The 23,738-nt window shown below is 53.5% G+C and carries 19 protein-coding genes; 11 read left to right on the top strand and 8 right to left on the bottom strand.

Annotated features, from left to right (window positions below):
- Nucleotides 1-52 precede the first annotated feature (52 nt).
- The 8 genes from DG177_RS15010 (at nucleotide 53) to DG177_RS14975 (ending at nucleotide 8,101) form a co-directional block, all read left to right on the top strand.
- Nucleotides 53-514 (top strand): abscisic acid-deficient protein Aba4 family protein, encoded by a 462-nt coding sequence (locus tag DG177_RS15010; RefSeq protein WP_108812226.1) that lies wholly within the window; start codon nucleotides 53-55, stop codon nucleotides 512-514.
- A gap of 70 nt (nucleotides 515-584) precedes the next feature.
- Nucleotides 585-1,514, top strand: coding sequence for a DnaJ C-terminal domain-containing protein (locus DG177_RS15005; RefSeq protein WP_108812225.1), 930 nt, complete (start codon nucleotides 585-587; stop codon nucleotides 1,512-1,514).
- A gap of 18 nt (nucleotides 1,515-1,532) precedes the next feature.
- Entirely contained in the window at nucleotides 1,533-2,477 is a 945-nt protein-coding gene (locus DG177_RS15000; protein WP_108812224.1) for a YhjD/YihY/BrkB family envelope integrity protein, read from the top strand.
- Between the two features lie 80 nt (nucleotides 2,478-2,557).
- Nucleotides 2,558-3,361, top strand: a complete 804-nt coding sequence (gene fabI, locus DG177_RS14995) for an enoyl-ACP reductase FabI (protein ID WP_108812223.1) — start codon at nucleotides 2,558-2,560, stop codon at nucleotides 3,359-3,361.
- A complete protein-coding gene (locus tag DG177_RS14990; RefSeq protein ID WP_108812222.1) occupies nucleotides 3,361-3,861 on the top strand; it encodes a GNAT family N-acetyltransferase in 501 nt (166 codons plus the stop codon). The genes fabI and DG177_RS14990 overlap by 1 nt, the downstream gene beginning before the upstream one ends.
- Nucleotides 3,862-3,894: 33 nt before the next feature.
- Nucleotides 3,895-4,962, top strand: coding sequence for a chorismate synthase (gene aroC, locus DG177_RS14985; protein ID WP_108812221.1), 1,068 nt, complete (start codon nucleotides 3,895-3,897; stop codon nucleotides 4,960-4,962).
- 10 nt (nucleotides 4,963-4,972) lie between these two features.
- The gene (locus DG177_RS14980; protein ID WP_108812220.1) at nucleotides 4,973-6,772 is read left to right on the top strand and encodes an SLC13 family permease; all 1,800 of its coding nucleotides are present in this window, start codon (nucleotides 4,973-4,975) and stop codon (nucleotides 6,770-6,772) included.
- Nucleotides 6,773-6,862: 90 nt separating this feature from the next.
- Nucleotides 6,863-8,101 (top strand): cation:dicarboxylate symporter family transporter, encoded by a 1,239-nt coding sequence (locus DG177_RS14975; protein ID WP_108812219.1) that lies wholly within the window; start codon nucleotides 6,863-6,865, stop codon nucleotides 8,099-8,101.
- On the opposite strand, the gene DG177_RS14970 is transcribed toward DG177_RS14975, so the two are convergent.
- The 5 genes from DG177_RS14970 to DG177_RS14950 form a co-directional block, all read right to left on the bottom strand.
- The gene (locus tag DG177_RS14970; RefSeq protein WP_337658903.1) at nucleotides 8,098-8,640 is read right to left on the bottom strand and encodes a L,D-transpeptidase family protein; all 543 of its coding nucleotides are present in this window, start codon (nucleotides 8,638-8,640) and stop codon (nucleotides 8,098-8,100) included. The two genes, DG177_RS14975 and DG177_RS14970, sit on opposite strands and share 4 nt — an antisense overlap.
- Entirely contained in the window at nucleotides 8,630-9,919 is a 1,290-nt protein-coding gene (locus DG177_RS14965) for an adenylosuccinate synthase (protein ID WP_108812218.1), read from the bottom strand. Before DG177_RS14965 ends, DG177_RS14970 begins: the two co-directional genes overlap by 11 nt.
- Before the next feature lie 18 nt (nucleotides 9,920-9,937).
- Complete coding sequence (locus tag DG177_RS14960) at nucleotides 9,938-11,053, bottom strand: ATP phosphoribosyltransferase regulatory subunit (RefSeq protein WP_108812217.1); 1,116 nt, start codon at nucleotides 11,051-11,053, stop codon at nucleotides 9,938-9,940.
- A gap of 59 nt (nucleotides 11,054-11,112) precedes the next feature.
- Nucleotides 11,113-12,696 (bottom strand): phosphoglycerate dehydrogenase, encoded by a 1,584-nt coding sequence (serA, locus tag DG177_RS14955; RefSeq protein ID WP_108812216.1) that lies wholly within the window; start codon nucleotides 12,694-12,696, stop codon nucleotides 11,113-11,115.
- Nucleotides 12,697-12,803: 107 nt separating this feature from the next.
- On the bottom strand, nucleotides 12,804-13,973 hold the full coding sequence (locus DG177_RS14950; RefSeq protein WP_108812215.1) for a phosphoserine transaminase: 1,170 nt from the start codon (nucleotides 13,971-13,973) through the stop codon (nucleotides 12,804-12,806).
- A 254-nt stretch (nucleotides 13,974-14,227) separates the two neighbouring features.
- Here DG177_RS14950 and DG177_RS14945 point away from each other — a divergent pair, with 254 nt between their 5' ends.
- Nucleotides 14,228-14,890, top strand: a complete 663-nt coding sequence (locus DG177_RS14945; RefSeq protein ID WP_108812214.1) for an extensin family protein — start codon at nucleotides 14,228-14,230, stop codon at nucleotides 14,888-14,890.
- 66 nt (nucleotides 14,891-14,956) lie between these two features.
- Complete coding sequence (locus tag DG177_RS14940) at nucleotides 14,957-15,826, top strand: TIGR00730 family Rossman fold protein (RefSeq protein WP_108812213.1); 870 nt, start codon at nucleotides 14,957-14,959, stop codon at nucleotides 15,824-15,826.
- Nucleotides 15,827-15,874: 48 nt separating this feature from the next.
- Here the strand turns inward: DG177_RS14940 and DG177_RS14935 are convergent, their stop codons facing one another.
- Nucleotides 15,875-16,513: a c-type cytochrome gene (locus DG177_RS14935; RefSeq protein ID WP_108812212.1), complete on the bottom strand. Its 639-nt coding sequence runs from the start codon at nucleotides 16,511-16,513 to the stop codon at nucleotides 15,875-15,877.
- Between the two features lie 256 nt (nucleotides 16,514-16,769).
- Between DG177_RS14935 and DG177_RS14930 the strand changes: the two genes are divergently transcribed.
- Nucleotides 16,770-17,678, top strand: coding sequence for a prephenate dehydratase (locus DG177_RS14930; protein WP_108812211.1), 909 nt, complete (start codon nucleotides 16,770-16,772; stop codon nucleotides 17,676-17,678).
- 101 nt (nucleotides 17,679-17,779) lie between these two features.
- Here DG177_RS14930 and DG177_RS14925 read toward each other — a convergent pair whose 3' ends face one another.
- On the bottom strand, nucleotides 17,780-20,683 hold the full coding sequence (locus tag DG177_RS14925) for an insulinase family protein (protein WP_108812210.1): 2,904 nt from the start codon (nucleotides 20,681-20,683) through the stop codon (nucleotides 17,780-17,782).
- Between the two features lie 168 nt (nucleotides 20,684-20,851).
- Nucleotides 20,852-23,692 carry a DNA polymerase I gene (polA, locus tag DG177_RS14920; RefSeq protein WP_108812209.1) on the bottom strand — a complete coding sequence of 947 codons (2,841 nt, stop codon included), beginning with the start codon at nucleotides 23,690-23,692 and terminating at the stop codon, nucleotides 20,852-20,854.
- Nucleotides 23,693-23,738: the final 46 nt, after the last annotated feature.

The raw sequence follows: 23,738 nt of genomic DNA, 5'->3' as shown, positions 1-23,738 counted from the left end.
GACTGGTTTTCATGCTAGCTTGACCGCGATCGAACGAAGGGGGACAGACTTTATGAATTGGGAACTGATTTTCACCATCACAAACAATTGGGCTTTGCTGATGTGGCTGATTCTGGCCCTGGCCCCGCGTCGAGATTTCGTCATGACCAGCGTCTTCTATGGCGGGGTGTCGTTGTTGGCGCTTGCCTATGCCGTCATCATCATACCTCTATTAACTGGCATGATCGATGGCGGTAGTGGTGGTGGGACACCGGATTTTGGCAGCCTTGCTGGGGTTAAGGCGCTACTCGCCACGGATGGCGGTGCCGTGGTCGGCTGGATTCACTATCTGTCATTTGACCTGTTTGTCGGCATGTGGGTCGCACGCAACGCGGATAAATACGGATTTGCTCGCTGGATTCAGGTCCCCATATTGTTTTTTGTGTTGATGCTGGGGCCTTTGGGCCTGATCCTCTATTTGCTACTGCGCTTTACGCGTCACAATAGAGTTGCGGATGCCGTAGTACCTCAATAAGACACTAAAGTTGAATTGGCAGCACAAGGTTCCAATCTTAAGAGAGATAAGGAATTGAAAAGGTAGAGTAATGGTAGATCCGTATCAGGCATTGGGCGTGGCCAAGGGCGCCAGCGAGAAGGAGATTAAAAGCGCCTATCGCAAGCTGGCGAAGGAACTGCATCCTGATCGCAACAAGGACAATCCCAAGGCGACGGAACGTTTTTCGGACGTCACCAAGGCTTATGATCTGCTGCTCGACAAGGACAAACGTGCACAGTTTGATCGCGGCGAAATTGATGCTGAAGGCAATCCAGCGGGATTTGGGTTTGGCGGCGGGCCGGGCGGAGCCTATTCACGCGGCGGTGGTGGCCAGCAATTTGATTTTGGCAATAGCGGCACCGATTTCGGCGATATTTTTGAGGGGCTATTCGGTGGCGGTGGCGGTGGCGGCCGCAGTTCGGGGCCATTTGGTTCGCGCCAGCGCAGCGCCCCTCCCCCAAAAGGCGCCAATGTCTCCTATCGCTTGAAGGTTGAATTCATCGCTGCCGCGACGTTGGAAAAACAGCGGATCACCTTGGAAGATGGCAAAACTATTGACCTGAGCTTGCCCAAGGGCGTCGAAGAAGGCACGCAAATGCGGCTTGGTGGCAAAGGGCGGCAAGGGCCCGGAGGCAACGGCGATGCGCTTGTCACCATCCACATCAATGACCACCCCTTTTACGAGCGAGATGGTGATAATGTGACCTTGGAGCTGCCCATAAGTCTGAAAGAAGCCGTCGAAGGCGCCAAGATCAAGGTTCCCACCGTGGATGGCCCGGTCATGCTTTCGATCCCTGCCGGGTCCGATTCCGGCAAAACACTACGCCTCAAGAACAAAGGTTTTCACAAGAAATCTGGCGGACGTGGCGATCATTTGGTGACCTTGATGATCACACTGCCCAAGGATAATAATAAGCTCGCCGAGTTTGTCGAAAACTGGGATAATGGCGAAAACCCCCGTGCTGATATGGGCGTTTGATCTTGATTAACATCATTCATGTCTGATTCCTCACCTCTTTCCCCCGAAGCCCGCCGCGAAGAACCGTTGCGGCCGGGGCGGAAGAGCGAACGAGCGGCCAGGACATTGGCCGAAGGCCATTTGCCGCGACGGATTATTTCCGTCGTCGAGCGCACCGCTGTGGGCGTCTATACAGACGGCTTCACTTTTGCCGGAAATTTTGCCTATCTCGCACTATTGGCGGTCTTTTCCTTTTTCATTGTTGCCGCCGCCATTGCTGGGAGCATCGGACAAACAGCCATCGGCGTGGACTTTGTTGAAGCATTTCTGCGAACCGTTCCACCTACTGTTGCCAGCGCGTTGCATGATCCGATCCAGGATGCGATGGGCGCGCGAACCGGGCCGCTATTGTGGTTCAGCGCCGCGGTTGGTTTGTGGACCACGGCCAGCCTGATCGAAACCATCCGCGAAATATTGCACCGCGCTTACGGTGTGACAGCGCAGCGGGCCTTTTGGGAATATCGCCTGACTTCAATCAGCCTGATCATCCTGTCCGTATTTTTCGCGATGCTGGCACTCAGTGCACAATTTGTCGTGGCCGGGATCAGCGAGTTTCTTGGCGGATATTTCCCAGATCTGGCGGACAGCACAACGTGGTTCTCTTTATCCAGCGCACTGCCCTTCTTGATCCTTTTCATCACACTTTATCTGCTGTTCCGGCTGCTGACACCCCGCCAATATCGGTCGCGCGCCTTTCCCAAATGGCCGGGGGCCGTGTTCATTAGCGGCTGGTGGCTTCTCATAACTGGTTTCCTGCCGCTTTTTCTGAAATATGCCGCTAATTACCAACTCACTTATGGCAGCCTTGCTGGTGTCATGATCACCTTGATTTTTTTCTATCTCATCGGGCTTGGTATGGTGATTGGATCCGAACTCAATGCTGCGCTGGCCGACCGGCCGCAGAACGAAGAACCGGAATCATGAACGGCAAAGCATGATTTTCTGGAATATCAGCGGCATGCAGGCTATTGAAAACCGAATTTTACATGTGAAAAGGACTGGCAATGAATGAACTGATGAAGGGCAAACGCGGCCTGATCATGGGTCTGGCGAACAACAAGTCGCTGGCATGGGGCATTGCAAAACAGCTTTCGGAGGCAGGCGCCGAGCTGGCGATTAGCTATCAAGGCGAAGTCATGGCCAAGCGTGTCAAACCACTGGCCGAAGAACTGGGCTGTGATTTCCTATTGGATTGTGACGTCTCTGACATGGATCAACTGGATAAGACATTTGCCGAGCTTGCCGAAAAATGGCCGACGATTGACTTTGTCGTTCACGCAATCGGGTTCACCAACAAGGAAGCCCTGCGCGGTAAATATTTTGATGTGACGCTCGATGATTTCCTCATGACAATGAACATCAGCGTCTATAGCTTTACTGCGGTGGCCAAACGGGCCGCAGCAATGATGAATCCCGGTGGATCGATGTTGACTTTATCCTATTACGGGGCGGAAAAGGTCATTCCGCATTATAACGTGATGGGCGTTGCCAAGGCTGCACTGGAGACGTCGGTTAAATATCTGGCGAATGACGTAGGACCGGATGGCATCAGAGTGAATGCCATTTCTGCCGGGCCAATCAAAACCCTGGCGGCCTCTGGCATTGGGGATTTCCGTTATATCCTGAAATGGAATGAACTGAACGCGCCTATGCGCCGCAATGTCACCATTGATGATGTCGGGTCGTCTGCGCTCTATTTCCTATCGGATCTATCATCCGGAGTGACCGGTGAGACGCATCATGTTGACGCGGGCTATCACACGATCGGCATGAAGCAGGAAGATGCGCCCGATATCGCGCTGGATTAATGCTTTTACGACCCGAGCAGTCTGGTGATGAAAAACCCATCTTTGCTGTAAACGCGGCGGCATTTGCAACAGATGCCGAAGCGCGGCTCGTTGATATGCTACGCGGTGATGGCGATTTGCTCTTTTCCCATGTTGCCGAGGAAAATGAGAAGATTATCGGCCATATCGCGCTAAGTCCGATGGATGTCACAGCCGACGATCGACCTGTCAAGGCATTGGGCCTTGGGCCGGTTGCTGTAACACCAAAGCGCCAGCATGACGGCATCGGATCACAACTTGTTCGCGCTGCCATCAATTGGGCAAAAGCGCAGGACTGGCAATTGATCATATTGCTTGGTAACCCGCACTATTATTCGCGATTTGGCTTTTCCGTCGAGGATGCAGAGCCATTTACCTCCCCCTTTGCCGGGCCGTATTTTCAAGCACTCTGGCTTGACGAGACGGCCCAAAAGCCGCAGTCAGGACGCGCAGAATATGCGCCCGCCTTTGGTCGCCTGTAAAAACAAAAAAAGTGGGCCAATAGATGAGGGTATATGAGTTTTAACAGTTTCGGCCGCGTTTTTCGATTTTCCACTTGGGGAGAAAGTCACGGACCTGCGCTCGGCGCGGTGGTCGATGGCTGTCCTCCCGGTCTGGAGTTAAGCGAAGCAAATATTCAACCCTTTCTGGATGCCCGGCGCCCTGGCCAATCAAAATTTACGACGCAGCGGCAGGAACCCGATCAGGTCAAGATCCTCTCGGGTATATTTGAAGGCAAAACCACTGGCACGCCCATTTCACTGATGATCGAAAATGTGGATCAACGATCCAAGGATTATAGCGAAGTTGCCAAGGCCTATCGCCCCGGCCATGCCGACTATGCCTATGACGCCAAATATGGTTTTCGTGATTATCGCGGTGGCGGCCGATCCAGTGCTCGGGAAACTGCAGCCCGTGTCGCAGCAGGTGCGGTCGCCCGTCTTGCCATTCCCGAAGTTTCGCTTCGTGCCTGGGTTGCTGAAATTGGCGGTGATGCGATTGATATGGCAAATTTTGACGCCAACGAAATTGGCAATAATCCGTTTTTCTGTCCGGATGCGATTGCTGCGAAACGCTGGGAAGCCCTTGTCGATGGCGCGCGCAAGGATGGCAGCAGCCTAGGCGCGATCATCGCCTGTGAAGCAACCGGCGTTCCTGCTGGATGGGGTGCACCCGTCTACGCCAAACTCGACAGCGAAATCGCTGCGGCGATGATGACCATCAATGCCACTAAAGGTGTGGAGATTGGCGACGGCTTCGCCGCTGCCCGTCTTCGCGGTGAAGATAATGCTGATGCGATGCGCCCTGGAAATGAAGGCCCTCGCTTTGAATCCAACCATGCTGGCGGAACTGCAGGCGGGATATCAACAGGACAGCCTATTTTCTGCCGTGTCGCCTTCAAGCCCACCAGCTCGATCCTGACGCCGGTCGACACCATAACCCGCGACGGAGAAGCGACAGAAATTACCACAAAGGGCCGCCATGACCCATGCGTCGGGATACGCGGTGTCCCCGTCGTGGAAGCGATGATGGCACTGGTGCTCGCAGACCAAAAATTGCTGCACAGAGCGCAGTGTGGATGAGTATCAATAAATGATCGACCTCGTCCTTCATGTCGTTGATGACTATATTCAGGCGCATAAGGCGGTTATTGGTCTTGTTATTCTCGGCTTTCTTTTCGCCGGGTTCATTATGGAGCGCTTTCCTGCAGCGGTTGTTGCCGTATTGGGTGCCTGCACCTTTCTCTTTTTGGGTATCATCGATTCAGACGGCCTGTTCTCGGTCTTTTCCAATACCGCGCCGATCACCATTGCTGCGATGTTCATATTGTCTGGAGCCTTGCTGAGAACCGGGACAATTGACGCGATTGCCGGATTCATTATCGAACGCGCCAAAAAACGCCCCAGACTGGCGGTGGTGGAGATGTTTCTGGGAGCCTTTGTTGCTTCAGCATTCATGAACAATACGCCGGTTGTGCTGGTCCTTATACCGATCATTATCCGCCTGTCTCGCGCCACTGGGATATCCTCCAAGAAACTTCTCATCCCCCTCAGCTTCATCTGTATTTTGGGTGGAACCACCACTCTGATCGGCACGTCCACCAACCTGATTGTTGATGCCGTAGCCCGAGACACCGGCATGGAGGGCTTCGGGATATTCGAAATAACACCCTATGGTCTGGTTGCTGCAGTAGCAGGCACTATCATGATGGTTTTGTTCAGCAGCTGGCTACTTCCAAAAGGAGAAGCAAGCGGGGAATTTGCAAGTAGCGACGAAAGTGACTTCCTAACCGAACTCACTGTTCGCAACCGGTCTACCGCCATCGGGAAAATGCTTTCCGAAGTACCGATCATCCGCCGGACCAGTGTAAATGTTTCTGCAGTCAAACGGCTCAGCAGCTATATCCGCCATGATCTGGAACATCATGAATTGCGCGCCGGTGACCGGATAGTCGTCCGGCTTGATCTCGCCGAACTTATTTCACTGCGGTCGTCAGAAGATTTTAAAATCGGCATTGTACGATCCGGTGACGTTGGACCTTTGGGTGAAGAACTGGTTGAGGCTACAGTTGCTCCCGGTCACCCCAGCATCGGCAACCGCCTGTTCGATATTCCATTTCTCGGACAGCTGAACGTTCGGATATTGGGCATGACCCGGTATCGCAATTTACCGCGATCTGATCTCACCAACGCACGCATTCATGCTGCTGACCGGCTACTGGTCACGGGATCGACCAAAGATATTCAGCGGATGTATGAAAATCCCAATCTATTTGGTGTCGGCCAGACCAAAATCCGCGCTTTTCGAAGAGATCGCGCGCCAATTGCTATTGGCGCTCTTGTCGCTGTGGTTGCCCTCGCTGCGCTGAATATCATTCCCTTGGCAGTCGCAGCCATATTGGCGGTCGGCGCGATATTGCTCGCGCGCTGCATTGATGCCGAGGAAGCTTGGGGATCGATGGACGGCAATGTGCTTGTGCTGATTTTCGGGATGCTCGCCGTTGGCCTTGGCTTACAACAGGCGGGCAGCGTCGACTTGATCGTCAATCAGCTTACACCCTGGCTCCAGGCTTTGCCGCCTTGGGCTTTGGTCTTTGCTGTATATGTGCTGTCCGTATTCATGACCGAAATTGTTACCAATAATGCCGTGGCCATCATCATTACGCCGATCGTTATCGCCCTGGGCCAGGATCTCGGCGTCGATCCAAGGCCGTTGGTGATTGCCGTCATGTTTGCCGCCTCGGCCAGTTTCGCGACACCCATCGGTTATCAAACCAACACATTGGTCTATGCTGCGGGCAACTATCGGTTCACTGATTTTTTCAAGGCAGGTATTCCACTTACTTTTGGGGTAGGTCTCGCTACCTGTCTGGCAATAAGCTTTTGGATATAATATCGTTACCGCAAAATCCGTTGCGGTAAAGGCGCTTGCTCCCGCGAAAGGTGCAGGATAGGCTCCATAAAAATATTTTCGGGAGGATGCATGCTTTCTTTTTGGTTTAAGATTCCACTATGGCAGCGTGTCATCGCAGCTTTGGTTCTTGGTGTGATCACCGGTCTGATCTGGGGACCGGAATCCGAAACGATAAAATGGATCGGTGATTTCTTTATCAAAGCGATCAGGATGCTGGTCGTTCCGTTGATCTTCTTCTCGCTGGTTGCGGGTGTTGCCGCCCTTGGAGATTTGCGAAAGCTCGGCAGTGTAGGCGGGCGGGCAATGATATTATTCATCATAACCGGCCAGATTGCAGCCTGGCTCGGCCTAGCCCTGGGTACGTTTTTTGCACCCGGTAAAGGCGTTGACACCAGCGCAATCCAGAAAGGCGAAACGCCTGCTCCTAGTGAAACCACTGCCGTTGACATGATTCTTTCCATTGTTCCGGACAGTCCGGTGCAGGTGATGGCCGACGTACGGGTTTTGCCGTTGATCGTATTTGCGTTGCTGATTGGCATCGGCATCTTGATGGCAAAGGAAGAAGGCAAGCCGCTTGCCAAGATTTTCGATAGCGGTGCCATTGTGATGCAAAAGGTTACGATGATCGTCATGGAACTGACGCCTTTTGGCGTCTTCGCGCTAATGGCATGGGTTGCTGGTACACTCGGCCCCGATGCACTCGTCTCCCTCGCACAGCTGGTTGGGCTGAACTATCTCGGCTGTTTGCTGATTATCGGGGTTATGTACTCATCGATGATCAAATTCATTGCCAAGCTGCCCGTGATTGATTTCTTCCGGGGCATTATTGACGCCATTGCAGTGAGCTATTCGACCGCTTCATCCAACGCGACCCTGCCCGTGACTTTGCGCTGCGTGGAGCGCAATCTGGGCGTCAGCAACTCGGTCGCCAGCTTTGTTGTCTCACTGGGTGCGACGATCAATATGAATGGCACGGCCATGTATCTGGGCCTCGCAACCTTGTTCGGAGCGCAGATTTTCGGAGTCGATCTCAGTTTTGGTGACTATATTCTGATCGCGATTACCTCAACCCTCGGTGCAATTGGCGCAGCGGGCATTCCGGGCGCGGGCCTGATCATGATGGCGCTCGTTTTCGGCAGTGTCGGTGTTCCTCTGGAGACCATTGCCTTTGTTGCTGGTGTTGACCGGATCATGGACATGATGCGTACGACAACTAATGTTTCCGGTGATGCCGCTATCGCAACCACGGTGGCGGTGATGACCGGCGAGATTGATGTCGAGGAAATGATATCGGCGGACGACGTTTAGGGAAGGATATATATTTCCGCCCCGTCAGGCACGGTTTCCCATATCTGTTCAATCTCTGCATCGCTCAACGCGATACAGCCATCGGTCCAATCCGATGCTATTGGCGCGCCGTCGCGGCCATTAGGTTGGCCGTGAATGAAGATATCACCCCCGGGTGACTTGTCTCGCGCTTCAGCATAGGCGCGGTCGGCCGCATTGGGATAGGATATGCGCAAACTGAGATGGTAGCTGCTGCCGGGGTTCCGGCCATTTATCGTGTAACGCCCTTCCGGAGTGCGTTCGTCCCCTTCAAAACGCTTATGTCCCTCGGGCGTGTCGCCAAAGCGGATATTGCCATAGCGCGCGATTTCTTTGTCGCCCTTATATAGGATGAGGGTCCGATCGCTTTTGTCGACCAGGATACTGTCGGCTTTGGTCCCGGCCGGAATGACCGGAAGCACAATCGCACTCTCGTCATTATCGGCCTGCTGCAAAGGCTCGGCCGCGCTGCAGCCACCGACGATTGTCAGCGTCAGAAGCAAGAAAGGTCTAATCAGCAAAGGGGTCCGTCACCAATATCGTATCTTCCCGCTCGGGAGATGTGGAAACAAGCGCTACCGGGCACTGGATCAGCTCTTCGACACGTTTGATATATTTGATCGCCTGTGCCGGTAAGTCTGCCCAGCTTCGTGCGCCAGCCGTCGATTCACTCCAACCGGCCATGCTTTCATAAATCGGCGTCACCGCTTCCTGATCCTGATGATGCGGCGGAAGATAGTCATAGGTTACGCCGTTAAGGTCATAGCCAACACAGATTTTCAGCTCTTCAAAGCCGTCGAGCACATCGAGCTTGGTCAGCGCAATTCCGCTAACGCCGGATACCGCCAGGGCCTGCCGGACCAACACCGCATCGAACCAGCCGCAACGCCGCTGCCGCCCGGTGTTGGTGCCAAATTCATGCCCGCGCTCGCCGAGGCGTTGACCGATGTCATCAGCCAGCTCCGTCGGGAACGGTCCCGAACCGACTCGGGTTGTATAGGCCTTCACGATTCCCAGAACATAACCGGTTGCCGAGGGGCCAATGCCTGAACCGCCAGCAGCCGTACCGGAGATGGTGTTGGAGCTGGTCACGAACGGATAGGTCCCGTGATCCACATCCAGCAACACGCCCTGTGCACCTTCGAACAATATCCGGTCGCCGCGTTTGCGCGCTTCGTTCAGCCGTTTCCAGACCGGTTGCGCATATTGCAGTACAGAGTCGGCAATTTCTCTCAGATCGGCCAGCAAACGCTCCCGATCCACGGGCTGCTCGCCAAAGCCGGCGCGCAGGGCATCATGATGGGCGCAAAGCCGGTCCAGTTGTGGCCCCAGATCATCAAGATAAGCGAGATCGCATACCCGGATCGAACGACGCCCAACCTTGTCTTCATAGGCCGGTCCAATACCGCGCTGGGTCGTGCCAATCTTGCCCTTCCCGCTCGCATTTTCGCGCAGCGCATCAAGATCACGATGAATCGGTAGGATCAGCGGGCAGTTTTCAGCGATACCGAAATTATCCGCATTAATCGCCACACCCTGCTTGCCCAGCTTTTCAATCTCGTCACGCAAATGCCAGGGATCGAGAACAACACCATTGCCGATTATCGACAGCGCCCCGCGGACAATACCGGAGGGCAGCAAAGAAAGCTTATAGACTTCGCCATCCACAACCAATGTGTGACCAGCATTATGACCGCCCTGAAACCGTACCACGACATCAGCGCGTTCCGACAACCAGTCGACAATCTTGCCTTTGCCCTCATCACCCCATTGGGCACCGATAACCGTTACATTGGCCATATCTAAAAAGTCTTCCTGTTAAATTGCTACCGGCTTGTCGCCGTCCAGATGATGCGTACAACCCAAAGTGGCGGCATCATCACTATCCGAAAGAGCGGCAACCGTGCGCCATCCCTTAGCGCGCAACGAAGCGGCAATTTCACTGTCATGTCCAAGGGGCAAGAACAATATGTCCTTGGCCTTGGCACTGAAGCCGGCGTCGATCAGTGGGCTCGGATAGAGCGAGAAGCCGACCGCATTTTCCATCCCGCCATCCGCTGTTGGTATCTCATAACTGCCGCCGCGGCCCATCGCACCGACGAAACCCTCTGCAAACAGCGTAAAGCCAAACCAGTTCTGATATTCAAAGCCATGCCGCTCGGTTGGGTCGAGGGTGAGGTTCGCTTTGTCTTTTATGTTCGCGCCAATAGCGGCAATGCCGTCCAGCCGCGATGCCAACAGATTGTCACTGTCAAACGAACGCATCTTAGCCATGGCATCATCAAAAGGCCCTGTTGCCTCAATCAATGGCAGATAGCCAACCGCACCCAGTTCGGCGAGGCCGCCTGCATCTTTCATGTCGAGTTCGCTGCGCACCTCGGCTGCCTGGGCAGCGCTCAGTGGCAATGGTCCGGCGGATAGAATATCCACCAAGTCCGGCATGGTGAAATCCACCGTAATGCCGATCAAACCGGCCCGGCTTAATGCTTCGATTGCGACCGACACGATTTCACTCGCCGCTGCAACGCTATCGGTTCCGATCAGCTCGGCGCCAATCTGCAAACGGCTGCGTTCCGGGCGCAATTGACCGGAACGCAACTTCAATACTTGTCCGGAATAGCTGAGACGTAAGGGCCGTGCTGCCTCCGACAGGCTGGTTGCAGCAATGCGGCCGATCTGCATTGTCACATCGGGTCGTAGGGCCAAGGTCCGCTGCGAAATCGGATCAACAAAACGCATCAAATCGCTTTTTGCCGATCCGGTCATCCGGCCCGTCAGCACATCCTCATATTCAACCAAGGGTGGAGACACCCGCGCATAGCCATGACTGGCCAGCGTATCGAGTACATCACGTTCCAGACGCGACCCTGCTTCAGCATGGGGCGGCAGGGAATCGTGAAAGCCTTCAGGCAGCAAGTTAGACAGCTTTTGCATAGACTTTCGTCTCCATAGCCTAAGCGCGCGCTCAGGCCACCGGTTTTTTGCTCTTCTGTTTAGAAGCGCAGTGCTTTGACCGTTTTCACGCCCTCAAGCTGGCAAACGGCCCACAGCACTGGTTCTTCCACTGGCGAATCGATGGAAAGCAGCAACACAGCTTCTCCACCCGGTGCATCCGCACGGCGCCCCAGATGGAAAGTACCGATATTGACACCCGCCTCGCCCAAGGTTGAGCCAACGCTACCAATAAAGCCGGGTTGATCCTGGTTAACGATATAAAGCATGTCGCCTTCCAGATCCGCCTCAACCTTGATGCCAAACATCTCAACAAGACGCGGTCCGGAAGAACCGAACAGCGTGCCCGCTACGGACTTCTCGCCTTCATCGGTCGTGACCGATACGCGGACCAACGTGTGATAGTCGCCCTCACGGTCATGTCGCACTTCACGGACGTCAAGACCACGCTCTTTCGCAAGATAGGGCGCATTCACCATATTCACCGAGTCGCTATAGGCTGCCATCAACCCGGCGAGAACAGCAGCGGTAATCGGTTTTGGATCGAGCTCGGCGGCTGCGCCTTCAACTTCTACCGAAATACCTTTCAGCGAACTACTGGATAGCTGGCCAATCATTGATCCCAGCTGATTTGCCAGCGTCATATAAGGCTTGAGCTTCGGTGCCTGTTCGGCAGAAAGACTAGGCATGTTCAGTGCATTTTCGACGCCGCCATTGACCAGATAATCGGCCATCTGTTCCGCTACCTGGATGGCGACATTAACCTGCGCCTCGCTGGTCGAAGCTCCCAAATGCGGCGTACAGATAAGGTTTGGCGTGCCAAAGAGCGCGTTTTCCTTTGCTGGCTCCTCCGCATAAACATCCAGCGCTGCGCCGGCGACGTGGCCGGATTCCAACGCCTCTTTCAAGGCCGCTTCATCAATCAAACCGCCGCGGGCACAATTGATGATTCGCACACCGGACTTGGTTTTGGCAATGGCTTCGGCAGACATGATATTACGGGTCTGGTCCGTCAGCGGCGTGTGCATGGTGATGAAATCAGCGCGTTCGAGCAGCTCGTCGAGCGTCACTTTCTCGATTCCAATCTCAACCGCACGGTCTGCGGTTAGAAACGGGTCATAGGCGACAACCTTCATACGCAGCCCGATGGCGCGCTCGGCAACAATCGAGCCAATATTACCGGCACCAATCAAGCCGAGCGTCTTGTTGGTCAGCTCAACCCCCATGAATTTCGATTTTTCCCATTTGCCAGCCTGGGTCGAGGCATCGGCAGATGGCAGTTGCCGCGCCAGCGCAAACATCATCGCAATGGCGTGCTCCGCTGTTGTAATGCTGTTGCCAAACGGAGTGTTCATAACCACCACGCCCTTGGTCGATGCAGCGGGAATATCGACATTGTCGACACCAATACCGGCGCGGCCAACCACCTTCAGGTTGGTGGCGGCTTCCAGTATCTCAGGCGTCACTTTGGTTGATGAGCGGATGGCAAGACCATCATAATCACCGATAATCTTCATCAATTCTTCCGGTGTCTGTCCCGTAATTTCATCCACTTCTACACCGCGTTCACGGAAAATTTCGGCGGCTTTGGGATCCATTTTGTCGGAAATAAGTACTTTTGGCATAGAAAATCTCTTTTGATTCTCGTCATCCCAGCGAAGGCTGGGATCTCCATAATTGTGGCGCTAGCTCGCAAGGAGAATCCAGCTTCCACTGGAATGACGGATAAATGTTAAATCTCGGCTTTGACCTGTGCATAGGCCCATTCAATCCAGGGCAGCAGGCGGCGGATATCTTCTTCCTCAACGGTCGAACCGCACCAGATGCGCAAGGATGCTGGTGCATCGCGATAACCATTAAAGTCATAGCCGATATTCATCTCTTCGAGCATCCCGGCGATCTTCTTGGGCACAGAGGCTTTCTGATCATCATTCAGACCATCATACCAATCACCCTGGAACATCATGCAGACGCCTGTATTCGTCCACTTTGCGGGATCGCTGACCATATTGCGGAGCCATGGTGTCGCTTCGATCCAGTCATGGACCAGCTTGGCATTGCGATCTGCCCTGGCATGCAGCTCAGGCAATCCGCCAATGGATTTGGCCCATTCCAGCGAAGCGATATAATCTTCTGTCGCCAGCAAAGAAGGTGTGTTGATGGTCGCGCCTTCGAAGATAGAACGATTAAGCTTGTCGCCTTTCTTCACACGGAAAATTTTCGGCAGCGGCCAGCTTGGGCTGTAGCTTTCAATCCGTTCAACAGCGCGTGGGCTGAGGATCAGCATGCCGTGGCCGGCTTCTGAACCCATGACTTTCTGCCAGCTATAGGTGGTGGCATCGAGCTTCGCCCAGTCCATAGGCTGCGCAAAAACGGCGCTGGTAGCGTCGTTGATCGTGACACCATCGCGATCGTCAGCAATCCAGTCGGTATTCGGAATTTTTGCTCCTGACGTCGTGCCGTTCCAGGTGAAGACAATATCATCACCCTTGTCGATCTGACTCAGATCGGGAATTTCGCCATAATCGGCTTCGAGGACGGTGAGGTCTGCAGGCTTAAGCTGTTTCACAGCATCCTGTATCCAGACATTGCCGAAGCTTTCCCAAGCCGCAACGGTCACCGGACGCGCGCCGAGCATATTCCACATCGCCAGCTCAACCGCGCCGGTATCGGACGCAGGAACAATGCCGATCAGATAGTCGTCAGGAATGCCCAGCAACTCTCGGCTAAGGTCGATAGCATATTTCAGTCGGCCCTTTCCTGTCGCGGAGCGATGAGAGCGGCCCATGGCCACGGTATTGATTTTGTCGAGAGACCAGCCAGGAAATTTGGCGGTTGGGCCCGATGAAAAATTCGGGCAATTTGGACGCAACTCGGGTTGCGGTAACACAGTATCAGTCATGTATGCTTCTCCTTACAGAGAGCTCGCGCGGCGTTGGGACCGCGTGGCCCGTCGCCGCAATGGTTGTTGCAGCGCAGCAAGTCAAGCGGCAATATCCAAGCGTCTATCAAAGTGGCTTTTTTTTAGGATGACACAGATTGAACGTCGCGAAAGAAAAATTCCATTTGTCGCAAAGACCATCCTATTTGGCTGAAAAACAGGTATAGACCCTGATCTTCAGCTCCGATTTAGGATCTCTTCGTCAAGTAGTTCTTATGAAAAACCCATCTGTTCATACACCCGTTTTGCGCAATTTTTTGATTTTGGGGATGCTGTCACTCGCACTGGGTGCTTGCGGCATACCTGACAGCAAACGGCCATCCAGCAGCACGAAAATTGATCCGAGTCCCAGCGCCCGTCAGTGTTTCGGAGAATTGCGCAATGCCGGTGTCCGTTTTTCACCCCTGCCCGATCAAAATTTCTCCGGCGGTTGTAGCCAGATAGATGCGATCACAATGCTGGATGTCGGTCGCAGTACGGAGATTTCAAACCTCGGGCCGGTCAGATGCGAGCTGGCGAACAAATTTGCCGCATGGACAGAATATGCGGTCAGACGCGCCGCGCGCCAATATCTCGGAAGCGAACTGGTGAGAATTGAGACCATGGGCAGTTATAGTTGCCGCCGTGTCGCCGGATCCAATCGTCTGTCCGAACATGGGCGCGCCAATGCCATCGACGTGTCGGGCTTTGTTTTAGCCGATGGGCGGCGCATTACGCTTACCAAAAACTGGAGAAATGGGCGGCAGGAGAAGAAATTCTTGCGGGCGATCCACAAAAGCGCCTGTAGGCGTTTCGGAACCGTACTCAGCCCCGATTTCAATGCCGCGCATTCCGATCACTTCCATTTTGACATGGGTGGCAACGGTTATTGCCGCTAGAATGATTTTTTCGATAAACCATTAAGTTTATTGGCAAGTCACATTGCTATGCTCTAGGGCAGAGCCATGACAAATAAAGATTTACACGACCGCCGCTTCTATCGTGCAAAACAAGAAGCAGATTTCGCCAAACAACAGGCCCTAAGTACCCCACAGACCGAAGACCCCGCCTACACGCTGGCTTTCCAGGATAATGACTTCCTGCTCCGCGAGGAATTGCGGCCAGTCCGGTTTCAGCTGGAACTGTTGAAACCAGAAATGTTGCTTGATGAGGCGGGTATTGGCTCAACGCTGGTCATGTATGGCTCAGCGCGCATCCCCGAGCCCAGCAAGGCAGATGCACTCGTCGAAGCAGCCACCGACGATGCCTCTTTGAAGACCGCCCAGCGGCTGAAAGAAAAATCCAAATATTACGATGAAGCCCGCAAATTGGGCCAAATCGCCAGCGATTGCGGAATTACGGAAAATGGCAAACGTGACTTTGTTGTCTGCTCCGGGGGTGGACCCTCCATTATGGAAGCGGCCAATCGCGGCGCGACCGATGCAGGCAAAGAATCAATCGGCCTCAACATCGTCCTGCCGCACGAGCAGGCACCGAATGAATATGTGACCCCATCTCTCAGTTTCCAGTTCCACTATTTCGCGCTGCGTAAGATGCACTTCCTGCTACGCGCCAGGGCTGTTGCAGTATTCCCAGGCGGCTTCGGTACGTTTGACGAGTTTTTTGAACTGCTGACGCTGGTTCAGACCGGCAAGATGGAACCGCTTCCGATCATCCTATTCGGTAAAGATTTCTGGCATCGCGTGATAAATTTCGACGCCTTGGCCGAAGAAGGCACGATTAGCGCCAAAGATCTCGACCTGTTTCAATTTGTTGAAACTGCGGATGAAGCCTGGGCTATTATCCAGGAGTTTTACGGTTTAGACTGCGGTTAAAAGCCGACAGCGATTGACCGGTAGAACTGTAATTGACCCGTCGGGATTTTATTCCGCCGCAGCCGCTTCGTCTGCTGCCACAGTTTCTTCCGCAACTTCGGTAGCAGCAGCATCGGCTTCTGCTTCAGCGACCGCTTCACCTTCTGCCGGCGCTTCTTCCGCTGGTGGCTCAGGAAATGGCAAGTTAGACCCTTGCGCATTCATATAGGCGATAACATTGGCACGATCTTCGGGCTTGCTCAGTCCGGCAAATGTCATTTTGGTACCCGGCGCATATTTGCGCGGAGAAATCAGCCACGCATTCATGTTGTCGAAATTCCAGTTGCCTTCGACTGATGACAGAGCATCACTATAAGCAAAGCCGGCGACATTGCCATGCCGCTTGCCCAGAGAATTATAGAGATTCGGGCCGATACCATTGGCACCGCCTTCATTGATCGTGTGACAGGCAATGCACTTCTTGAACACCGCTTCACCAGCCGCAACGTCCGACTTTGCAAGCATCATGCTCATCGGCATTTCTTCCTTGCCACCGTCAGATGATTCGACACCTTCAATCACATAGCCCATGGTTTCGGGGCGCTCATATTTGTCCGCGTGGAAATATTTTCCGCTAAGGATTGAAAAGCCGAGTGCCGCGATTCCGCCAGCTAATACCCAGCCAGCAATGGTGTTGTTATTGTCCATCTCGTGTCAAATCCCTGAATGACGGGCAGGATCAGCCTGCCGAAACTTTGGGGCTTTCTCTAATAAGAGCATCCGTTCAAAGCAAGACCTCAATTGCCTTGCCGCTCACTAATCTTGTCCCAACTGATATGGTAGCGACCCCTAATTATATTGCGTCAGCTTCGCTATTTTCTTTTCAGGTCTTGCGTAGCAGGGATTTGTACGGCAATCGCGGGCCAAACAGTCATCAGCTGAAAGAACAGGAACTGAGAATATTATGAACAGCTTTCCCGAAAACGCGTTGGGAATGGTCAAAAAAATGACCGAAACCGCTGCACAGCAGCCATCTCAAGCCATTGCGTTTCAGGGGGCTCCCGGCGCAAATTCTCATCTTGCCGCGATGGAATATGCGCCGGACTGTCTCACGCTGCCTTGTTTTTCGTTCGAAGACGCACTGGATGCGGTGAAACTTGGCACCGCCGGGTCTGCGATCATCCCAATTGAAAACAGTCTGCACGGGCGCGTCGCCGACATACATTTTCTGCTTCCCGAATCGGGTCTGCATATCGTCGCCGAACATTTCATGCCGATACGGCACTGTTTGATGGCGAAATCTGCGGATGCCGACATCAAAACCGCAATGAGCCATCCACAGGCCCTCGGCCAGTGCCGTCATTATCTGCGCACCCATGACATTATTCCGGTCGCTTATGCCGATACAGCTGCTGCTGCCGCCTATGTTGCGCAACATGACGATCATAGCGCTGCTGCTATTGCGCCCCCGCTCGCTGCTCAGATTTATGGCCTGAAACCAATTGCCGACGCGATTGAGGATGAAGATCATAATATGACCCGCTTCGTTCTGCTCGCGCCCGAAGCTGTGACTCCGCAATCCAATGGCGCTCATGACTACAGGGCGATGACGACCTTCATATTCGAGGTTAAGAATATTCCCGCTGCCCTGTACAAAGCGATGGGCGGCTTCGCCACAAATGGTGTGAATATGACGAAGCTGGAAAGCTACCAGGAGGGAAGCAGTTTTTCGGCATCGAAATTCTATGCTGATATTGAAGGTGCGCCTGGTGATCCAGCGGTAGATCGGGCGCTGGAGGAACTGCATTTCCACTGCAACAGTGTGCGCTTGCTGGGCTCTTATCGTCAGGCTCGCCCAAGAACAAAGAGCTGAAAACTGCCTTAGACGGACTGAAAGAACTGGTTGGGACCAAGTCTGTCTGGGTTGATTAGTTTAACGGACGGGCGAAGCGCGGTCGAAACGGAAGCCCAGTGTCATCCGCCAACCCGTACAGGATCAGTTTGTGCCTCCTCAGGAGGAGCCGGCAGAACATAGGCGGTCACCGCAGCCTGTGTATCGAAAATCTGTGCAGCCAGCACCTTGATATCGTCGACCGTCATGTTTCGCAGAATATTTTCACGGATCCGATGTCTCGCCAACCCGGTAGCATCTGTCTGCGCATCGCCTAAAATATTCAGCCAATAGCCGTTATTTTCCAGCGTGCTGTTAATGTCATCCATTATAGGTTTGAGGGCCCGACCGAAAATATCCTGATCAATTGCTCCATCAGCAAGCCCCTTTCCAACATCCAGTATAGCCTGATGCACGGCATCGACATTTTCTGGCGCTGCGGTTACGCTGGCGAATAAATAGCCATAGTCTTCAAACAGATCATTGGCGAATAGACCGGCACCTGGCGAATAGGTTGCGGCCATTTCTTCTCGGAGAACAGCGGTTAGCTGATTGCGGAATACGCTGCGCAACACCTGCATTTTGAATATATTGACAGGATCGGATGCATCAGGCGTAGGCCAATAGATCCTGACAACTGCCTGATCTTGATTCCCCTGATGGTAATAAGTGAACGGCTCCGCTGGCTGCGCCGGGAATTCGAGCTTGCGCATGTCCAAAAACGCATCCTTGCTGTCTGCTCTTCTGCGCAGCGCGCCAAATGTTCGCGCAACCTCCGCAATTGCGGTCGCCCGATCGACATCGCCGACGATTGTAATCTCGATCAAGCCATTTTCCAGCTGCGGCCCCATCCAGTCGCGTACATCTGCAATTTCGGGCAACAGAAAGCTCTCGAGACTATCATAGCCATAGCGCCGATCACCGGACCGGATCATGCGGGGCAATTCTTTGTCCGCTACTCTGAGCGGGGTCGCATCATGGGTCGGGTACCATGCTTTTATCTTGTCATGATAGCGTCTGACGGTTTGTTCTCGATATGCCGGGGCGGTCACATGAGCGGTCATCAAATTGAGCTGATCCGGAAGATTTTCGCGGTTCGTCCCACCGACAATTTCAAGCGCATCATTGTTGGGACGTAGGCGCACTCTGGTGCCGACACGTTTTCCGGCGAAAAGCGTCCGCAACTCGTCCGCACTATATCCTTCCACGCCACTGCCGTTCAGCAGGTTCTCAGCCAGCCGTCGCAGGCTTTCGTCTTTCTGCGGCATGGAAATAAATCCACTGCCAACGCGCACGCGAACACCAATGGTATCTCTGTCAAAATCCGTCTGTTTGAAATTTAGCCGCACATTGTTGGCAAATGTCACCGTATAGGCATCGGCATCGGGCAGGTACGCCTCCCTCGTCACCAGACCGCGCTTGCCGAAATTGGTATAGGCAAATTTTTTCCGCTGCTCGCTTTCCAATGGCGAAACCGCGATTTTACGGGATGCGATTAGCGCAGAGCCGATCTCCGCTTCGGGATTATCCAACTTTTGATCGGTCGCGAGATAGACAAACGGTTTTTCTATTCCCGTCCAACGTTCGCGAAAAACCCGCTCGACATCAGCGAGTGATATTTCAGCAGCAAACTTCTCGAACCGCTCAAGATCAGTCTCAGGCGCTGTAAAAACACGCTCGTTGGCAAAGCTATCTACCAATTCTTTTGCATAATTATATTCCAGTCCCGCATAGGTCTTGCGGGTATCCTTGCGATCCACGGCCACCTGCAGTCTTTTGCGCCACCGCGCCAGCGCTTCGTCCAGCTCTGTCTGGGAAAAGCCATAGGTAAAGGCGCGTCGGATCTCCTGGTCTCCTCCAGCTAACGCCTCGCGCCAGTTTTCTGGATTGCTGCGCATGCGGATAATCCACGCGTCCACCTTGTCTTCTGGTGCAAAGCGAATAATTGACGCATCAAGATAGGGAGCATCGCCGGCATCGACTTTCCGATCCAGCCGGCGATTGACGATCTGTGCTCCCAATGCGCGCAAAAAACCTTCTTTGCGGCGCGCCAGATTATCAGGACGTTCCTGATAGGGATGAAGAATACCCAATGAGACAGTGGTCAGGATTTCATCATTCTGATGATAGCCGATCCGGCCCGGAATGATGTTGACTGGCGGGGTTTCTGAAGCAGGTGGAGGCGAGAATGCGGATCGCCAGTTGCCAAAATAGGTTTCGATTTTTTTGATCGCCAGATCGGTCTCTACATCTCCGATAAAAGCGATAAATGTATTTTCTGGTCGATAATAAGCGCGGTAATATTTCACAAACTCCGAACGCGGCATGCTGGCGATGGTTTCGTTCGTGCCGATTGGCAAGCGATCAACCAGGCCGCTACCTTCGGTCAGGAAACCCAAATTGGCGACAAGAGCCCGAAAATTGACTGAATCTCGGCTGCGTTTCTCCGACGCAATAATACCGCGCTCCCGCTCGATAGCGTCTTTGTCGAGTGTCAGATTTTCCGCCGTTTCCCGCATCAGGAAAAAGGCTTCATTCAAAATCTCCTCGCCAATGGAAGGCAAGTTCAATTTGTAAGTGGTCTGACTAAAACCGGTGCTCGCATTGGTGTCTGCCCCAAAGGACAAACCATAGCGTTCAAGGCGTTTTATCATCTCACCTTCGGCAACATTTTTCGATCCGTTAAACGCCATATGTTCAAGAAAATGCGCGATACCTCTCTGCTTTTCGGTCTCATTCAATGACCCTGTTGCGACCCGCATTCGCAGCGCCGCAACACCAGTGGGCGTGCTGTTTTTCATCACGGCATAGCGTAAACCGTTTTCGAGCGTGCCGTACACAACACGCGAATCTGGCTCCAGATCACTACCATCATGTGCGAAACCGCCCTTTTGGCCTTCGCTGCTGGCCAATGCTGGCATTGTCGCCAATAGTATAAAGACCGCAAACAGAGCAGCGGGAAATTGCAACCGAAACATCTGTAGCATTAAAGAATCTCCAGAGAACCGGGGGACGGCTGACAATACTCGCCATGCGATGAGCAGGTCATAATTGCCGAGCTATGAGAGAAGATCAACACCCGCTTTCAAAGAACCAGTATCGCCGAAAGCTGACATTCTTCGAAGATTGATCAACGCATTAACGCAGCCGCAACATCAATGTGCCTCATCCCAAGACTTGCCCGTCCCGATATCTACATCCAACGGCACCGACAGCTTCACCGCCGGACTTGCTGCATTCGCCATCACCGTTCGGATCACTTCGGATGCCGCCTCGACATCGCTTTCCGGCAGTTCAAACACCAGTTCATCGTGGACCTGCATCAGCATTTTGACTTGCGACAAGCCGGCATCCGCCAGCGCTGGGCCGATGCGGGCCATGGCGCGTTTAATGATGTCAGCACTTGTACCTTGTATCGGCGCGTTGATCGCGGCGCGTTCACTGCCCTGACGTTCGGCTTGGTTCGCGGATTTCAGACGCTCGAACCAGGTTTTGCGGCCGAACAATGTCTCCGTATAGCCGCTCTCACGTGCGGCCTGCAGGGTCTCGGAGATATAGCGGTTGATGCCTGGGAAGCGCTCAAAATAAGTGTCGATCATCTGTTGCGCTTCATCAGGATCGACCTCCAAACGTTTGGCGAGACCCCAGCGGGAAATACCATAGAGTATGGCAAAATTGATGGTCTTCGCCCGCGCGCGGGTGTCGCGATCCACAGCTCCAAACAATTCTTGCGCCGTCCGATTATGAATGTCTTCACCGGCCGCAAAAGCCTCTTTCAGGGTCTCCACATCGGCGATATGCGCGGCAAGACGAAGCTCGATCTGGCTGTAATCGGCGGCGAGTATGACGTTGCCTGGTGCAGCCACAAAGGCTTGGCGGATTTGTCGGCCGATTTCGGTGCGGATCGGGATATTTTGCAAATTCGGTTCGGTAGAGGATAGCCGCCCGGTTTGTGCGCCGCTCAAGCTATAGGACGTATGAACCCTGCCCGTCTTGCTGTTGATCTGCTCCTGAAGCGCATCCGTGTAGGTCGATTTGAGTTTGGACAATTGGCGCCAATTTACAACCTTCTGAGCAATCGGTTCACCATCACCAGCAAGCCGTTCGAGAACAGTCACATCGGTCGAATATTGTCCACTTTTGCCTTTCTTTCCACCTTTCAGGCCAAGCTTACCAAACAGGATTTCGCCCAGTTGCTTTGGACTGCCGATCGAAAATGGCTCCCCTGCCAATTCGTGGATTTCTTTTTCAAGACTCTCTATATTTTCCGCGAAGCTCTGAGAAAGTCGAGAGAGTTCTTCACGGTCGACCAGCACGCCAGTTTCTTCCATTCTGGCAATGACCGGGACCAGCGGACGGTCGACCATCTGATAAACCCGCGTTGCCTGCTCCGGTGCCATGCGCAAGCGCAGAATTTCCCACAAACGCAAAGTAACGTCTGCGTCTTCAGCGGCATATTCGGTTGCTTTATCGAGCGACACTTCAGCGAAACTGATCGCTTTTTTACCAGTACCGGTCAGCGATTTAAAGCTGATACATTCATGGCCGAGATGCAGCTTGCTGAGTTCGTCCATTCCATGACCATGCAAGCCCGCATCGAGGTTGAAGCTCATCACCAGAGTATCATCAAATGGCGTGATTCGAACGTCATGTTGGGCGAGCACGGTCATGTCATATTTTAAATTCTGACCGATCTTCAGCACCGCATCGTCCTCGAGCAGTGGCTTGAGGCGTGCCAGCGCGTCATCTGTCGGAATCTGTTTGGGCGATTCCGCAAACATATCTCCGCTACCGTGACCAAGCGGGATATAGCAGGCTTCGTTGGGGCCGGTGGCCATGCAGACACCTACCACCCGCGCAGTGACGCTTTCGAGGCTATCTGTCTCGACATCTACGGCGAGCACGCCCTTGGCATGCGCACGATTAATCCACTTATCCAGCGCGTCGATATCCTGCACACATTCATATGCGCTACGGTCAATCGCCGGTACTTCGACCGGTTTGGCTGCAGCCGCCGGAGCGCTATTTCCAATTCCGCCATCAACATCTGGATTTTGTGGCTCCGCCTGCCCGCCGCCGAGTTTCTTGAGCAGCGAGTTAAACCCGTGATGGGTAAGAAATTCACGCAAAGGATCATCTGGAATATCCTTCAGCAAAAAGCTTTCGAGCGTGTCGGGCAGCGGGCAATCTTCCTTCAATGTCACCAACACCCGTGACAGGCGTGCCTGCTCAATATTCTCGAGAATATTCTCCTTCATCTTGGACTTTTTCATATCCGGCGCAGCGGCGAGCACAGCTTCGATATCGCCATATTCATTGATCAGCTTGGAAGCGGTTTTTGGGCCAATGCCAGGGACGCCAGGGATATTGTCCGCGCTGTCACCCATCAGGCCTAACACATCACCAAGCTTTTCAGGACCAACCCCGAATTTTTCTTCAACCGCTGCCTTACCCATCCGAACGTTTTTCATGGTGTCGAGCATGTCGACACGGCTATCATCAAACGGTTCGATCAATTGCATCAGGTCTTTATCAGACGACACAATCGTAACCTTCCATCCCTGTGCCACCGCGGCTTTGGTATAGCTGGCGATCATATCATCAGCTTCGACATTCTCCTCCTCGATAAGCGGCAGCGAAAAAGCACGGGTCGCATCGCGGATCATCGGAAACTGCGGGCGCAAATCTTCCGGGGGTTCCGGGCGATGCGCCTTGTATTCGCTATAAAGTTCATTGCGAAAGCTTTGCGACGATTTGTCGAGCACGACGGCCATATGCGTAGGACCATCCGCTTTATGAAGCTCGTCGGCCAGCTTCCAAAGCATGGTTGTATAACCATATACCGCGCCGACCGGTTCACCATGAATGTTGGTCAGGGGCGGCAGGCGATGATAGGCACGAAAAATATAAGCCGAACCGTCGACCAGATAGAGATGTTGATCTTTACCGGAGCCATTTTCGGACTGTGGAGCACTCGAAGAATCTGTATCTGTCATGCCAGATAGCACTAGCAGCGGCGGACATGCCCGTCATGACTAAATT

It is taken from the genome of Sphingorhabdus sp. Alg231-15 (genome assembly GCF_900149705.1).
Taxonomy (GTDB): Bacteria; Pseudomonadota; Alphaproteobacteria; order Sphingomonadales; family Sphingomonadaceae; genus Parasphingorhabdus.
Note: the sequence above shows the minus strand (reverse complement) of the source record. Positions and strands in the feature narration are given on the sequence as shown.

Coding starts and splice junctions, on each gene's coding strand:
- DG177_RS14935 (WP_108812212.1), bottom strand. CDS start 16,513: ATGGACAATAACAACACCATTGCTGGCTGGGTATTAGCTGGCGGAATC.
- DG177_RS14980 (WP_108812220.1), top strand. CDS start 4,973: ATGATCGACCTCGTCCTTCATGTCGTTGATGACTATATTCAGGCGCAT.
- DG177_RS14975 (WP_108812219.1), top strand. CDS start 6,863: ATGCTTTCTTTTTGGTTTAAGATTCCACTATGGCAGCGTGTCATCGCA.
- DG177_RS15005 (WP_108812225.1), top strand. CDS start 585: ATGGTAGATCCGTATCAGGCATTGGGCGTGGCCAAGGGCGCCAGCGAG.
- aroC (WP_108812221.1), top strand. CDS start 3,895: ATGAGTTTTAACAGTTTCGGCCGCGTTTTTCGATTTTCCACTTGGGGA.
- DG177_RS14960 (WP_108812217.1), bottom strand. CDS start 11,053: ATGCAAAAGCTGTCTAACTTGCTGCCTGAAGGCTTTCACGATTCCCTG.
- polA (WP_108812209.1), bottom strand. CDS start 23,692: ATGACAGATACAGATTCTTCGAGTGCTCCACAGTCCGAAAATGGCTCC.
- DG177_RS14950 (WP_108812215.1), bottom strand. CDS start 13,973: ATGACTGATACTGTGTTACCGCAACCCGAGTTGCGTCCAAATTGCCCG.
- DG177_RS15010 (WP_108812226.1), top strand. CDS start 53: ATGAATTGGGAACTGATTTTCACCATCACAAACAATTGGGCTTTGCTG.
- DG177_RS14965 (WP_108812218.1), bottom strand. CDS start 9,919: ATGGCCAATGTAACGGTTATCGGTGCCCAATGGGGTGATGAGGGCAAA.
- fabI (WP_108812223.1), top strand. CDS start 2,558: ATGAATGAACTGATGAAGGGCAAACGCGGCCTGATCATGGGTCTGGCG.
- DG177_RS14940 (WP_108812213.1), top strand. CDS start 14,957: ATGACAAATAAAGATTTACACGACCGCCGCTTCTATCGTGCAAAACAA.
- DG177_RS14945 (WP_108812214.1), top strand. CDS start 14,228: ATGAAAAACCCATCTGTTCATACACCCGTTTTGCGCAATTTTTTGATT.
- DG177_RS14990 (WP_108812222.1), top strand. CDS start 3,361: ATGCTTTTACGACCCGAGCAGTCTGGTGATGAAAAACCCATCTTTGCT.
- serA (WP_108812216.1), bottom strand. CDS start 12,696: ATGCCAAAAGTACTTATTTCCGACAAAATGGATCCCAAAGCCGCCGAA.
- DG177_RS14925 (WP_108812210.1), bottom strand. CDS start 20,683: ATGCTACAGATGTTTCGGTTGCAATTTCCCGCTGCTCTGTTTGCGGTC.
- DG177_RS15000 (WP_108812224.1), top strand. CDS start 1,533: ATGTCTGATTCCTCACCTCTTTCCCCCGAAGCCCGCCGCGAAGAACCG.
- DG177_RS14930 (WP_108812211.1), top strand. CDS start 16,770: ATGAACAGCTTTCCCGAAAACGCGTTGGGAATGGTCAAAAAAATGACC.